Here is a 13,634-nt window from a genome sequence, read left to right as displayed (position 1 = left end):
GGTTAACCCGGGGATATTCGGCGGCTGTGGCGGGCGGGGTGGGCGTAGACTCTTCGTTCCGCCGACGGCCGCGGTGATCGAGCACCGCAGCGGACGTCCCGCGCCGACCGCACGGTCGGAAACGCGAGCGGCAGTCTCTTCTCCCCCGTGTCGAGGAGTACGTCGGATGTCCCTGCACGCCCCCGTGTCCCTGGCGGACGAACTCGCCGCCGAGCAGGCCCACCTGGCCGCGTCCCGTACGGCGCTGCGCCGGATGCGCGAACGCGCCGAGGTCCTCTTCGCCGGTGGCGACAAGGTCGCCGGCGACGCCTACACCGCCGAGCAGCTCGGCCGGCACATGGCCCGGCGGGTCGCGGAACTCGCCGACGATCCGACCACCCCGCTCTTCTTCGGCCGCCTCGACTTCGCGGACGCCGACCCGGACCACGCCGGGCACCGCTACCACGTCGGGCGGCGGCACGTCACCGACGAGGACGGCGAGCCGCTGGTGCTGGACTGGCGGGCCCCGGTCTCCCGGTCGTTCTACCGGGCCAGCGCCCGCGACCCGCAGGGCGTGGCGACCCGACGCCGGTTCGGTTTCAGCGCCGGCACGCTGACCAGCTTCGAGGACGAGCACCTCGACCGGGGCGAGGAACTCGGCACCACCAGCCGGATCCTGACCGCCGAGATCGAACGCCCCCGCGTGGGCCCGATGCGGGACATCGTCGCCACCATCCAGCCCGAGCAGGACGAACTGGTCCGCGCCGACCTGGCCGACTCGATCTGCGTACAGGGCGCGCCGGGCACCGGCAAGACGGCCGTCGGTCTGCACCGGGCCGCGTACCTGCTCTACCTGCACCGGGAACGGCTGCGGCGGTCCGGGGTCCTGATCGTCGGCCCGAACCGGGCGTTCCTGTCGTACATCGCGGCGGTGCTGCCGGCGCTCGGCGAGGTCGAGGTGGAGCAGGCCACCGTGGAGGACCTGGTCGCCCGGGTCACCGTCCGGGCGGTCGACGATCCGGCGGTGGCGACGCTCAAGCACGACCCGCGGATGGCCGAGGTGCTGCGCCGGGCGGTCGGGGCGCACGTGGGCGAGCCGACCGAGCCGATCGTGGTCTCGGACGGGTCGTTCCGCTGGCGGATCGGGCTGGACCCGCTGCACCGGGTGGTCGAGGAGACCCGACGGGAGGGGCTGCCGTACGCCACCGGGCGGGAACGGGTCCGGGCCCGGGTGGTGGGGCTGCTGCAGCGGCAGGCCGAGGCAAGGCGTGCCGAGTCACCGGGCGACGCCTGGCTGCGCCGGATGGGCCGGGCCCGGCCGGTCACCGCGTTCCTCGACGCGGTCTGGCCGGCGCTCACCCCGGAGGGGCTGGTGCACCGGCTGCTCGCCGACGCCGGGTTCCTGGCCGAGGCGGCCGACGGCCTGCTCGGTCCGGCCGAACAGGCCCTGCTCACCTGGGCGAAGCCGGCCCGGACGCCGAAGGCGACCCGGTGGAGCGCCGCCGACGCGGTCCTCGTCGACGAGGCCGCGGGCCTGATCGAACGCCCGACCGGCTACGGACACGTGGTGGTGGACGAGGCGCAGGACCTCTCCCCGATGCAGTGCCGGGTGATCGCCCGGCGCAGCGAGCACGGCTCGATCACCCTTCTCGGTGACCTGGCCCAGGGCACCGCCCCGTGGGCCGCCACCGACTGGCGGCAGACCCTGGCCCACCTGGGCAAGCCGGACGCGGTGGTGGTGCCGCTGACCATCGGTTTCCGGGTGCCGGCCGTGGTGGTGGCGTTCGCCAACCGGCTCCTCCCGGCGCTCGCCGTGGAGGTACCACCGGCCGAGTCGCTGCGCCGCGACGGCGCGCTCGACGTGCGTACCGTGACCGACCTGGCGGCGGCGACGGTGGCCGAGGTGCGCGCGGCGCTGGCCCACGACGGCTCGGTCGGTGTGATCGCCGCCGACGACGCGGTCGACGGGCTGCGCGCCGCCCTGGGCGCGGCCGGTGTCGCGACCGGATGCGTGGACGACGTCGAGGCCGCCGCGAGGGTCACCGTCGTTCCGGCTACGCTCGTCAAAGGCCTGGAGTACGACCACGTGGTGGTCGTCGAGCCGGCGGCGATCGTCGCCGCGGAGCCGCGTGGCCTGCACCGCCTCTACGTGGTGCTCACCCGGGCGGTCTCCCGCCTCGCCGTCCTGCACACCACTGGCCTCCCCGCCCCCCTCACCGAACCGGCGTAGCACGGCGGGCTACCGACGGGACGAGGGTCGACGCTTCCGGTGAGGGGCGGTTCCTGACGTTCTGCCCGGTATTCCGGACGAGGCCCGCCCGGCGGTGTGAGGATGCCCGCAGGGCGTGCCGCCGGGGCGCGCCCCGGCGAGAGGGGATGCGGTGCACGGTTCCGCGCCGCCGGGTACGCCCTGCTGGGCCGACCTGGCCACCCCGGATCTGGCGGACGCGCGGCGCTTCTACCCGGAGCTGTTCGGCTGGACCGCGCACGTCACGCCGGAACCCGAGGCACAGGGGTACACGATCTTCCGACTCGGCGGCCGGGCGGTCGCGGGTGCGGGGCCGCCGGCCGCCCCGGACCAGGTGCCGATCTGGTCCACGTACGTGGCCACGGACGACGCGGACCTGCTCGCCGGCCGCGTCACCGCGGCGGGCGGCCTGGTGTTCGTCCCGCCGTTCGATGTCTTCGACCAGGGCCGGATGGCGGTCTTCAGCGACCCGGCGGGGGCGGTGCTGTCGGTGTGGCAGCCGATGGCGATGCCCGGCGCGGAGCTGCTCGGCGTCCCCGGCTCGATGGCCTGGAACGAGCTGGTGACCCCCGACCCGGAGCGGGCGAAGGTCTTCTACGAGCTGGTCTTCGGCTGGCACCCGGAGGATCGGCCGATGGACGGTCCGTACACCGGCTGGCGGCTCGGGGAGCGGATCGTCGCGGGCATGACACCACCGCTCGGGGACGGTTTCCCGGCCGACCTGCCGGCGTACTGGGCGGTGTACTTCGCGGTGGACGACGCCGACGCGACCGCCGACCGCGCGGTCCGGCTCGGCGGGGAGGTGCTGGTGCCGCCCGGGGACGCCCCACCGGGCCGGTACGCCGCCCTCCGCGACCCGCAGGGCGCGCTCTTCTCCGTCGTCGCGATGGCCGGATAGCTGTCAGGACGTCGTGGACGGCAACCGGGCGGGACGCACCGGCACGACCAGGGGACCGTGGCTGCCGTCCACGACCCGGACCCGGGCCCGGTAGTGGGTGGCGAGCAGTTTCTCGGTGAGCACCTCGCCGGGAGCGCCGGTGGCGACCGCCCGCCCCTCGGCGACCAGCACCAGGCGGTCGGCGTACTCGCCGGCGACGGTGAGATCGTGCATGGTGGCGAGCACGGTCAGCCCGTGCGCGTGCCGGAGCTGGTCGACCAGCTCGAGCACCTCCTGCTGGTGGCCGATGTCCAGGGCGCTGGTCGGCTCGTCGAGCAGCAGCAGGGTCGCTCCCTGCGCCAACGCCCGCGCCAGGAAGACCCGCTGCCGTTCCCCGCCGGAGAGGGTGGCCAGCTCGCGGCGGGCGAAGCCGGTCAGGTCCAGCCGGTCGAGCACCTCGTCCACGGCGGTCAGGTCGGCGGCGGACTCCCGGCCCAGCGGCGGGATGTACGGGGTCCGCCCGAGCAGCACGTAGTCGAACACCGACATGCCGGCCGGAACGGCCGGGGACTGCGCGACCGTAGCCACCACCCGGGCCCGCTCGCGGCGGCGCAGGGCCGCGCTGGGCGTGCCGAACAGGGAGATGGCGCCGGACGCGGGCAGCAGGCCGCCGACGGCGCGCAGCAGGGTGGACTTCCCCGCGCCGTTCGGGCCGATCACGGTGACCCACTCGCCGGCGGCGACGGTCAGGTCGACGCCGGTGAGGATCGGGACGCCGTCCAGGCTGACGTGCAGCCCCCGCACCTCGACGGCGGGACGCACGCCGGCATCCGCCGGGCCGTCGATGCCCGCCGGGGCGTCGATGCCCGCCGGGGCGTCGATGCCCGCCGGGGCGTCGATGCCCGCCGGGGCGTCGATGCCCGCCCGGACGGGCCGGTCGGCGCTCACGTGAGCACCCGGCGGGCGGTCCGCAGCACCAGGACGAAGAACGGCCCGCCGAGCAGGGCGGTGACCACGCCGATCGGCACCTCGGCGGGGGCGGCGGCGGTCCGGGCGATCACGTCGGTCAACGCCAGGAACGCCCCGCCGAAGAGCATCGACAGTGGCAGGATCGCCCGGTAGCTGGAGCCGGCGAGCAGCCGTACGGTGTGCGGCACGATGATCCCCACGAAGCCGATCAGGCCGGAGGCGGAGACGGCGGCGGCGGTGCCGAGCGAGGCGGCGGCGACCAGCAGGTACCGGGAGCGCTGCGGGTGCAGGCCCAGGCTGCTCGCCTCGTCGTCGCCGAGGGCGAGCACGTCGAGTTCCCGTCGGTGCAGCAGCACCACCACGGCGGTCAGCGCGAAGTACGGCAGCACCAGCAGCACGTCGTGCCAGCCGGCGGTGGCCAGCCGCCCGAGCAGCCAGGAGTAGACCTGCTGGATGTTGTCCGAGTTGCGTTGCAGCACGAAGGTCTGGCCGGCCGAGAGGACCGCCGAGACCGCCACCCCGGCCAGGATCAGGGTCGCCGGGGAGCGGTCGCGTCCCCCGGCGGCTCCGAGCAGGTACGTCATCGCCACCGCGCCGAGCGAGCCGACGAACGCGGCCAGCGGAATCGTGAACGGCAGCCGGGTCAGCGCGCCGTCGGTGCCGCCGAGGGCGATCACCGCGGTGACCGCCAGGCCCGCGCCGGCCGCCACCCCCAGCAGGTACGGGTCGGCCAACGGGTTGCGGAAGACGCCCTGGTAGCAGCCGCCGGCCAGGGCGAGCAGCCCACCGACGAGCAGACCGAGCACCGCGCGGGGCAGCCGCAGCTCGGTGATGATCGCGATCTCACGCTCGGTGAGCCCGCTGTCGAGGCGTACCCCGGGGATCAGGTTGAGAAGTTCGAGCGCGACGCTGCCGGGCGGCAGGCTGACCGGGCCGAACGACACTCCGGCGATGAGCGCGACCAGGACGGCGGCGATCCCGGCTGCCAGCCACGGCAGGCGCAGCCCGGCCGGCCGGGCCCCCGCCCGACCGGCCGCCACCGCCGAACCCGCGGAGCCGCCCCGGTACGCGGAGCCGCCCCGGTGTGAGGAGGGGTCCCCTGTTACCGCTTTTTGCACTGGAGGGGACCCCTGCTACCAACTCGGCACGGTCACGCGACCGGTGCCTTGGCGACGGCGTCGACGATCGCGCGGAGCAGGTCGACCACGCGCGGCCCCCACCGCGAGGCGATGTCGTCGTCGAGCGGGACGATCCGGTTGTTCTTCACGGCGGTGAGACCGGCCCAGCCACCGCGCGCCCCGACCGTCTGCGCGCTCTGCTGGCAGCACTTGGTGTCGGCCAGGAAGATGAAGTCCGGGTCGGCGGAGACGATGACCTCCTGGGAGAGCTGCGGGTAGCCGCCGCTCTTGCCGTCGGCGTCGGACGCGTCGGCGATGTTCTCCAGCCCGACCAGCGCGTACAGCGAACCGATGTAGGTCTTGCTGGTCGCGGTGTACAGCTCCGGGCCCAGCTCGTGGTAGTAGGTGAGCTTCTCGGCGCGCTTCGGCAGGTCCTTGACCAGCTTGGCGATGTCGTCCTTCATCCGCCGGGTCAGGTCGGCCGCCCCGTCGACCTGACCGGTGAGCTGGCCCAGCTCGCCGATCTGCCGGTACGTGTCGTCGAGGGTCTGCGCCGCCGGGGTGAGGTGGACCGGGATCTTCAGCGCGGTGAGCTGGTCGACGATCTTGTTCATGTCGTCGGAGAGCACGACGAGGTCCGGGTTCTTCGCGGAGATCGCCTCGGCGTTCGGCTGGAAGCCGGAGAGGTCGGTCTTCGGTGCCTCCGGCGGGTGGTTCGACCGCTCGTCGACTGCGGTGACCTGCGCGCCCGCGCCGATGGCGAAGAGCATCTCGGTGGCGGTGGCGGAGAGCGAGACGATCTTCTCGGGCCGCTTCTCCAGGGTCAGCTTGCCGACCGTGACCGGGAACTGTCCCGCCGCGCCACTCGCGCCGGGGGTCGGTTCGTCGTCGTCCGGCTCGGCGCAGGCACCGAGCGCGAGCGCGGCGACCGCGAGCGCCACGGTGAGGAGCCGGGGGGTACGTCGTGTCATCTGGCCTCCTGTCGGTCGAGGAGTGTGCTTCGCCGACAGGGGCCGTGGGCCCGACCGCCCGCGAGGCGCCCTTCCTCGAGAGCGCGTGTCGCGACCCTCCGCAGGCGGCCTGGCTCGTCCTCCCGCTCGGCTCTGGCCGGTGACCCGGCGGGGAGCGAGCGTCCCGGCCAGGAGGCCGGAAGGCGCCCGGCCGGCGGGCCGGGGCGGAAGGCGTCACAGTTGCGGGACAGCGCCGGGTTCGGACCGGCTTCGCTGCGGGTGGTCCGGGGGAACGGTAGCGCACCACGGACGGTGCGGGCGGACCGGCGTGGCCGGCCCGCCCGCACCGTGTCGCTGGTCAGACCGTCAGGGTCCAGGAGTTGATGTGACCGGTGTCGGTGGTGTAGATGTCGCGCACCTGCAACCGCCAGCTGCCGTCGGCCGTCTCGCCGGACACGTCCACCGTGTAGGTGGCGTCGATGTTGTCCGCGCTGTCCGAGCTGCTGGAATTCTTCAGCCGGTAGGCGGTGCCGTCCGGAGCGAGCAGGTCGACGACCACGTCACCACGGTAGGTGTGCGGGATGTCCACGGTGACCGTGGCGGTGGCCGAGGCCGCCCGGCCGCAGTCGGCGATGGTGATCGCGCTGGTCACCGCCGAGCCGCCGTCCGGGATCGCGACGTCGGTGTCGTTGGTGCCGGTGCAGCCGGTCGGGTCCGGCGGCGGGGTGCCGGTGCCGCAGTAGGTGCCCTGCTTGCCGATCGCCCGGTACGGGCAGTCGGCGTACTCGCTGAGCAGCAGCACGGCGTCCTTGTTCCGGGCGGTCTCCCGCGTGATCACCTCGTCGGGCGGGTAGAAGCCGCCGCTGAAGGCGTTCTTCGGGTACATCTCGAAGGTGTACGCCCAGATCTTGTGCTGCCCCCACATCCAGTCCAGGCTGTCACCGTCGGTGATGTAGAGGTCGCTGGACTGCTCCGGGGTGTAGCCGTTGAGGTTCGCCATCTGCTGGCCGATGGCGGCGAAGGTGTTGTACTGGTCGGTGGTCATCCCCGGCGCGGTGTTGTTGTAGGTGTAGCCGAACGGCCAGAGCACCAGCTCCGAGTACGTGTGGAAGTCGATGTTCGCCTTGATCTGCTGGACGCCACCGATCACCCGGCTGTTCACGAAGTCCCGGAACGCCGCGGTCTCCGGCGCGGAGAACGCCGACGGGCCACGGTAGGTGTCCGACCCGGGCGAGCCGGAGGAGCCGCCGCAGCAGCCCCACTGGTAGCCCCAGTTCCGGTTCAGGTCGGTGCCGACCGCCGTCGAGCCGCTGTTCGGCTGCCGGTTCTTCCGCCAGGACCGGTACGAGCCGGTGGCGATGTCGTACTCGCTGCCGTCCGGGTTCACGGTCGGGATGATCCACAGCTCCCGGCTGTTCACCACGTTGGTGACCCGCGAGTCGGTGCCGTAGCTGTCGGTGAAGAGGTTGAGCAGGTAGATCGCCATCTCGACGGTGAGGTGCTCTCGGGCATGCTGCTGGGAGTTGAACACGATCTCCGGCTCGTTCTCGTCGGTGGCGACGTTGTCGGAGATCTTGACCGCCATCAGGTCGCGTCCCTCGTACGAACGACCGATGCTGATCTTGCGGGCGAGGGTGGGGTGGTCGGCGACCACCTTGTTGACCACGGCGGTCAACTCGGCGTAGTCGTGGTAGTTCGAGTCGGCCGGCGGGAAGGCTGCGGTGCCGGGATCCGCCGACTCGGTCGAGTGGTCGTGCGGGTCGGCCATCGGGTCGAGCCGGAAGCCGAGCTTGGTGATCGCGGCGGCCTCGGCCGGGGTGGCCGAGACGACCAGCCGGCCGTGCTCGATGCCGTCGATGCTGGCGCCGGTGCGGGCCACCGCACTGCGGTCGTCGACGGTACGCGGACCGTGCACCTGGTACTGCGTGGTGGTCGGTTCGGACCGCTCGGCGCGGGGCTCCGCGGAGACCGGTCCGGCGACCACGGCGAAGAGTCCCACCGCGGCACTGACGGCGAGCACCACTCCACGACGGAGTGTGACGGATTTTCGGAAGGCCATGCCAACCTCCTGACGGCGCGGAGTGTCTCCGCTGGTGGATCACACTTCACCACCGGCCCCATGGTCATATCAATATTGACACCTTTCTCTTTCATGCCAAGCGGATCCTCACATCGGCAAAAATTTTCCCCTCAATGGACATCTGGCGAAACTTCCCGCCGAACGGGATAGTGATACCAAACGATGCACCCCCTCCTACCAGCAGCGGAGCTTCCATGGCCGGACCACGTCTACGCGCGGTCGCCGTCGTCGGCGTCACCGCGTTCGCCCTCCTCGCCACCATGACCACCGCCACCGTCGCCGCCCCGGGGTCCGCCCCGGCGGGCCAGACCACTCACGACGAACAGATCACCTGGCAGGACTGGACCGGGACGGCCGACTGGAGCCGGGGCACCGCCGCCGGCACGGTCGCCACCCCCGCCGGCCTCACCCTGGGCGTCCCGGCCGGAAGCACCACCTACCGGGACCCGCACACCGGGATCAAACGCACCTGGGCGTACGGGACGTGGACCTCACCGGTCACCCCGATCGGCTTCGACGCCAGCGAGATGATCGCCTCCTGGAACGCGACCACCCCGGCCGGCACCTGGATCCAGGTCGAGTTGCAGGGCCGCTACACCAGCGGCTCCTCGACCCCCTGGTACGTCATGAGCCGCTGGGCCTCGGGCGACGCCGACATCCGCCGGGCCAGCGTCGACAAGCAGGGGGACAAGCACTCCGACGTCTGGACCGACACCCTCTCCGTCCGGGACGCGGCAGCCGGGCCGCTGCTGCGCGCGTACCAGCTCCGGCTGACCCTGTACCGGGCCCCCACCAGCAGGCCGCCCCGGTCGTCCGGATGGTCGGCGCGATGAGTTCGTACGTCCCGGACCGGTTCACCGTCACCCCGAGCGCCGGGGGCATCGCCTGGGGCGTCGAGCTGCCGGTGCCCCGCTACTCCCAGATGGTCCACTCCGGCCACTACCCCGAGTACGACGGCGGTGGTCAGGCGTGGTGTTCCCCCACCTCGACCGAGATGGTGGTGGAGTACTGGGGACGCCGCCCGAGCGCCGAGGAGACCTCCTGGGTCGACCCGACGTACCCGGACCCGACGGTCAACCACGCCGCCCGGAGTGTCTACGACCACACCTACTCCGGGGCCGGCAACTGGCCCTTCAACACCGCGTACGCGGCCAGCTTCCCGGGCCTGGAGGGACGGGTGACCCGGCTGCACTCACTGGACGAACTGGAGCGCTTCATCGCCGCCGGCATCCCGGTCGTGACCAGCCAGTCGTTCCTCGCCAGCGAACTCGACGGGGCGAACTACGGCACCGCCGGCCACCTCTTCGTGGTGGTGGGCTTCACCGCCGACGGCGACGTCATCGTCAACGACCCCGCCTCGTCCAGCAACGACGTGGTCCGCAACGTCTACAAGCGGGAGCAGTTCGAGCAGATCTGGCTGCGGACCAAGCGGACCACCGCCAGTGGTGGCGTCGCCGGTGGCCCCGGAGGCGTCGCTTACCTGATCAAGCCGGTGGACCGCCCCTGGCCGGCACTGCCGGCCGGCTCCACCAACTGGTAGTCCGGTCCGCCGGTCACCGACGGTCGTCGGCGGGCGGGGCGTCAGACCCGGGCGTGACGTCGGACGTGGTGTCGGTCTGGTCGTCGCCGGCCAGGGCGGAGCGAAGCCGCTCCTTCTCGGTCCGGCGGCGATCGGCCGCGCCCGCCATCTCCTCGGCCATCTCGTCCCGCCAGGCGCGCAGCAGGAAGAAGGAGAGCGCGGCGGAGAAAGCCAGCGCCACCATCAGCTTGATGAAGATGTTCAGCTCGACCGGCCAGAGGGCGAGCAGCACGACAGTGAACAGCCCGATCCGGCCCAGGGTGTACTTGACCGCCGCGCTCACGTTCCCACTCCTGTTCTCCCGCGTCGGGCGTGTGCCCGACGCGAGGTCTCGACCTGTCCGGCGGGCCGGTGTTCAGCCCGTCCGGCGGGCCAGCCAGTGCACGCCGTGGAACCAGACGACGGCGTAGACGACGGTGAAGACCGTCGCCGCCAGCGTGCCGGAGACCAGCGGCGGCAACCCGTCGGCCAGCCCCGCCACCAGCAGGCCGCCGGCCACTCCCAGCACCGCGGCCAGCAGCGCGGCGACCACCCGGGCGGCCCCGAAGCTCCAGGCCCGGAAGTCCTCCAGGAAGAGCCAGGCCGGCAGGATCACCGCGAGCCAGCCGTTGGCCTGACCGAAGTCGCCCGAGCCGATCAGCTCGAACGTCCAGTCGAACAGGACCAGGGCCAGGACCCCGATGACCACGCCGGCCAGGGTCACCCCGAGCAGGTCACCCAGGGCGACGACCCGCCCCTCGGCGTCCCGCCGGGGAAAGCCGTCCCGTGCCTCGTCGCGCTCGCTCATGTCGCTTGCAGGGTACGTGAGCAGGCCGGCCGCCCGACGGCGACCGGCCCGGCGACGGTCAGGCCCACACCTGCTGCGGCTCGGAGCGCCGCTGCGCCAGCGACGGGGCCGGGTCGTACTCCCGGACGACCTCGTAGCGGGTGTTCCGCTCGACCGGGCGGAACCCGGCGTCCCAGATCAGGTGGAGCAGGTCGTCGCGGTGCATGGTGTTCGGCGTGCCGTAGGAGTCCGCGTCGTGGGTGATCTTGTATTCGACGACCGAGCCGTCCAGGTCGTCCACGCCGAAGTTCAGCGAGAGCTGCGCCACCGAGAGGCCGTGCATCACCCAGAAGCACTTCACGTGCGGGACGTTGTCGAACAGCAGCCGGGAGACCGCGAAGGTCTTCAGCGACTCGGCCGGGGATGCCATCGTGGTCCGTGCCTGGATCCGGTTACGGACCTTGCCGTCCGCCGAGTCGACGAAGTCGTGCTGGTAGCGCAGCGGGATGAAGACCATGAAGCCGCCGGTCTCGTCCTGGAGTTCGCGCAGCCGCAGCACGTGGTCCACCCGGTGGCGGGGCTCCTCGATGTGGCCGTAGAGCATGGTCGACGGGGTCCGCATGCCCTTGCCGTGGGCCAGTCGGTGGATCCGGGACCAGTCCTCCCAGTGGCAGGCGTGGTCGACGATGTGCTGCCGGACCTCCCAGTCGAAGATCTCCGCGCCGCCCCCGGTCAGCGACTCCAGACCGGCGTCCATCAGCTCGTCGAGGATCGCGTCCGCGGGCAGGCCACTGATCTTCTCGAACCACTGCACCTCGGTCGCCGTGAACGCCTTGAGCTTGACGTTGGGCAGCGCGGCCTTCAGCTCGCGCAGCACCTTCGGGTAGTAGCGCCAGGGCAGGGTCGGGTGCAGGCCGTTGACGATGTGCAGCTCGGTGAGCTGCTCGTCCTCCATCTCCTTGGCCTTGCGGACGGCCTCGTCGATCCGCATCGTGTAGGCGTCCTTCTCGCCCGGCTTGCGCTGGAACGAGCAGTACGCGCACGAGGCGGAGCAGACGTTGGTCAGGTTGAGGTGCCGGTTGACGTTGAACATCACCCGGTCGCCGTTACGCTCGGTACGCCGGTGGTGCGCCAGGCGACCCAGCCAGGCGAGGTCGTCGCTGTCGTAGAGGGCGACACCGTCCTCCCGGGTCAGCCGCTCACCCGCGTACACCTTGGCTTCGAGCTCGCGCTTGAGTCCGGCGTCCATGAAAAGCCCGTCCTTCCACCTCGGTCCGGGTCGAGCCTACGTCGCGGGGTCCCCCTTCCGTCGAGGGCGGGCGTCCGCAGCGACGTAGTTCACCGGACTCTCAGGCTGTCGTTACCGCCACACCATCGACACAACCGAAACATTGAGGTAAGACAAAGTGGGACGCGCGACACGCGTCCGGACGCCGCGCTCCACGAGCGCGGCTTCACCACGCCGGACGGGGAGCGGAATGACCGACAGCAAGCGCACGGGACGGCCGCGACGGAGGACACCGCTGATCTCTCCGGTGCTCCGCCCCAAGCTGTGGTCCGCGCTGCTCGGCATGGTCGCCGCAGCGGCCATCGCCACCCCGGTCTTCGCCGACCCCGCCCTGCCCCAGTCCGTCCCGGACACCGGTGCCCGGCCGGTCCCGGCCGGACCGCTGTACCTGCCCGGCGGGCCGACCGGCGGCAACGGCCCGCTCGGCACCGTCCCGGTCGCCCCGATCGGCACCGGCCCGCTCGCCGCGCAGATCGCCGCCGCCGAGGCACAGGTCGGACTGCTCGGGCAGGAACTACTCAAGCTCGAACAACTCCAGACCGAGGCGAAGACCCAGCTCGCCACCGCCGAACGCGACCTGAAGCTCGCCCGGGACACCCTTGCCGTCGCCCAGCGGGAGGCCGACGCCGCCGCAGCCGAGGCGATCAAGGCCGCCGCCAAGCTGCCCCCGGGCAGCCTCGGGACCGACCTGCACGGGTTGAGCGTGCTGGAGCGGATCTACCGGGGCGAGCAGGTAGAGGGCACCACCACCGCCGCGACCGGCGAGCTGAACCGGGCCCGTACCACCGAGCAGGCCGCGAACCAGGCGTACGTGGCGGCGGAGGGCCGGCTGCGTACCGCGACGGAGCAGTTCACCACCGCGCAGCGGAACTACCGCACCCAGGAAGCGGCCCTGCTCAAGCTGCGCCGGGACAACGCCGCCCAGCTCGCCGAGATCGAGCGGCAGCAGGAGGCCGCCGAGCAGCAGCTCGGTGAGCAGTACATCCAGGGCGCGACCGCCAACGGGCTGACCTCCCCCCCGCGTGCGATGGCCGCCGTCCGGTACGCCCTGGCGCAGCTCGGTGACCCGTACCTCTGGGCGGCCGAGGGGCCGGACCGGTTCGACTGCTCCGGCCTGGTCTGGGCCGCGTACCGGTCGTCGGGCGCCGACTACACCGGGCTGCCCCGGGTTTCCCGCGACCAGTACAACGCCACCCGGTCCCGGACCGTCAGCCGCAGCGCCCTGCTCCCCGGTGACCTGCTCTTCTATGCCTCGGGCAGCAGTTGGACGACGATCCACCACATGGGCATGTACATCGGCAACGGCAAGATGGTGCACGCCCCGACCACCGGCGACGTGGTCAAGATCTCCAACGTCCGCTGGTCGCGCCTGTACGCGGCCACCCGGGTCATCGACGCGGTGCCGGCACCGGGGGCCACCCCGTCGCCCACCCCGACCCCCACCAAGTCGCCCACCCCGAAGCCGACGAACTCGGCGACGCCCAAGCCCACCGGCAGCCCGACCCCGAAGCCGACCGGTACGCCGTCCACGTCGCCCACCCCGACGCCCACGACGACCCCGTCGACCAACCCGACGCCGAGCGTCACGACCGCGCCGGAGCCGAGCACCAGCAGCACGACTGGTGGCGAGCCGAGCGCCTCGGCCAGCGGCACCGGCGAGCCCGGGGGCACCCCGGCGCAGAGCGGGTCGGCGAGCCCGAGCACCGGTGGCTGACGGGTAACCCCACTCCGGCTGTGCGGCCGGACCGGAATATGGCACCGTGAGAGCCAGGCACTCCCG

At 72.3% G+C, this 13,634-nt stretch carries 12 protein-coding genes; 5 read left to right on the top strand and 7 right to left on the bottom strand.

All coding sequences use genetic code 11. The features are described 5' to 3' along the window. Positions 1-166 precede the first annotated feature (166 nt). Both GA0074694_RS08510 and GA0074694_RS08505 read left to right on the top strand, forming a co-directional pair. Entirely contained in the window at positions 167-2,209 is a 2,043-nt protein-coding gene (locus GA0074694_RS08510; protein ID WP_091455064.1) for a HelD family protein, read from the top strand. 151 nt (positions 2,210-2,360) lie between these two features. Continuing rightward, a complete protein-coding gene (locus GA0074694_RS08505) occupies positions 2,361-3,125 on the top strand; it encodes a VOC family protein (RefSeq protein ID WP_091455061.1) in 765 nt (254 codons plus the stop codon). A 3-nt stretch (positions 3,126-3,128) separates the two neighbouring features. Here GA0074694_RS08505 and GA0074694_RS08500 read toward each other — a convergent pair whose 3' ends face one another. From GA0074694_RS08500 to GA0074694_RS08485, 4 genes are all read right to left on the bottom strand, one after another. Further along, positions 3,129-3,926 (bottom strand): ABC transporter ATP-binding protein, encoded by a 798-nt coding sequence (locus tag GA0074694_RS08500; RefSeq protein WP_091458847.1) that lies wholly within the window; start codon positions 3,924-3,926, stop codon positions 3,129-3,131. 122 nt (positions 3,927-4,048) lie between these two features. Beyond that, positions 4,049-5,113, bottom strand: coding sequence for a FecCD family ABC transporter permease (locus tag GA0074694_RS08495; protein ID WP_091455058.1), 1,065 nt, complete (start codon positions 5,111-5,113; stop codon positions 4,049-4,051). 110 nt (positions 5,114-5,223) lie between these two features. Further along, positions 5,224-6,162 (bottom strand): ABC transporter substrate-binding protein, encoded by a 939-nt coding sequence (locus tag GA0074694_RS08490; RefSeq protein WP_091455056.1) that lies wholly within the window; start codon positions 6,160-6,162, stop codon positions 5,224-5,226. Positions 6,163-6,499: 337 nt separating this feature from the next. Further along, positions 6,500-8,200, bottom strand: a complete 1,701-nt coding sequence (locus tag GA0074694_RS08485; protein ID WP_091455053.1) for a M14 family metallopeptidase — start codon at positions 8,198-8,200, stop codon at positions 6,500-6,502. 215 nt (positions 8,201-8,415) lie between these two features. Here GA0074694_RS08485 and GA0074694_RS32675 point away from each other — a divergent pair, with 215 nt between their 5' ends. Together GA0074694_RS32675 and GA0074694_RS32670 are read left to right on the top strand one after the other, a co-directional pair. Further along, positions 8,416-9,054: a hypothetical protein gene (locus tag GA0074694_RS32675; RefSeq protein WP_245714598.1), complete on the top strand. Its 639-nt coding sequence runs from the start codon at positions 8,416-8,418 to the stop codon at positions 9,052-9,054. After that, positions 9,051-9,761, top strand: coding sequence for a C39 family peptidase (locus tag GA0074694_RS32670; protein WP_245714597.1), 711 nt, complete (start codon positions 9,051-9,053; stop codon positions 9,759-9,761). Before GA0074694_RS32675 ends, GA0074694_RS32670 begins: the two co-directional genes overlap by 4 nt. Before the next feature lie 13 nt (positions 9,762-9,774). On the opposite strand, the gene GA0074694_RS08475 is transcribed toward GA0074694_RS32670, so the two are convergent. The 3 genes from GA0074694_RS08475 to mqnE all read right to left on the bottom strand — a co-directional run bounded on the left by GA0074694_RS08475 (position 9,775) and on the right by mqnE (position 11,815). After that, entirely contained in the window at positions 9,775-10,083 is a 309-nt protein-coding gene (locus GA0074694_RS08475) for a DUF4229 domain-containing protein (RefSeq protein ID WP_091455049.1), read from the bottom strand. A gap of 72 nt (positions 10,084-10,155) precedes the next feature. Then, the gene (locus tag GA0074694_RS08470) at positions 10,156-10,587 is read right to left on the bottom strand and encodes a hypothetical protein (RefSeq protein WP_091455046.1); all 432 of its coding nucleotides are present in this window, start codon (positions 10,585-10,587) and stop codon (positions 10,156-10,158) included. Positions 10,588-10,645: 58 nt separating this feature from the next. Then, positions 10,646-11,815, bottom strand: coding sequence for an aminofutalosine synthase MqnE (mqnE, locus tag GA0074694_RS08465; RefSeq protein WP_091455042.1), 1,170 nt, complete (start codon positions 11,813-11,815; stop codon positions 10,646-10,648). Positions 11,816-12,044: 229 nt separating this feature from the next. Here mqnE and GA0074694_RS08460 point away from each other — a divergent pair, with 229 nt between their 5' ends. After that, on the top strand, positions 12,045-13,568 hold the full coding sequence (locus GA0074694_RS08460; RefSeq protein ID WP_091455039.1) for a C40 family peptidase: 1,524 nt from the start codon (positions 12,045-12,047) through the stop codon (positions 13,566-13,568). Positions 13,569-13,634: the final 66 nt, after the last annotated feature.

The organism is Micromonospora inyonensis (assembly GCF_900091415.1).
GTDB lineage: Bacteria > Actinomycetota > Actinomycetes > Mycobacteriales > Micromonosporaceae > Micromonospora > Micromonospora inyonensis.
The sequence above is the reverse complement of the archived record's forward strand: the minus strand, read 5'-3'. Positions and strand labels throughout refer to the sequence as shown.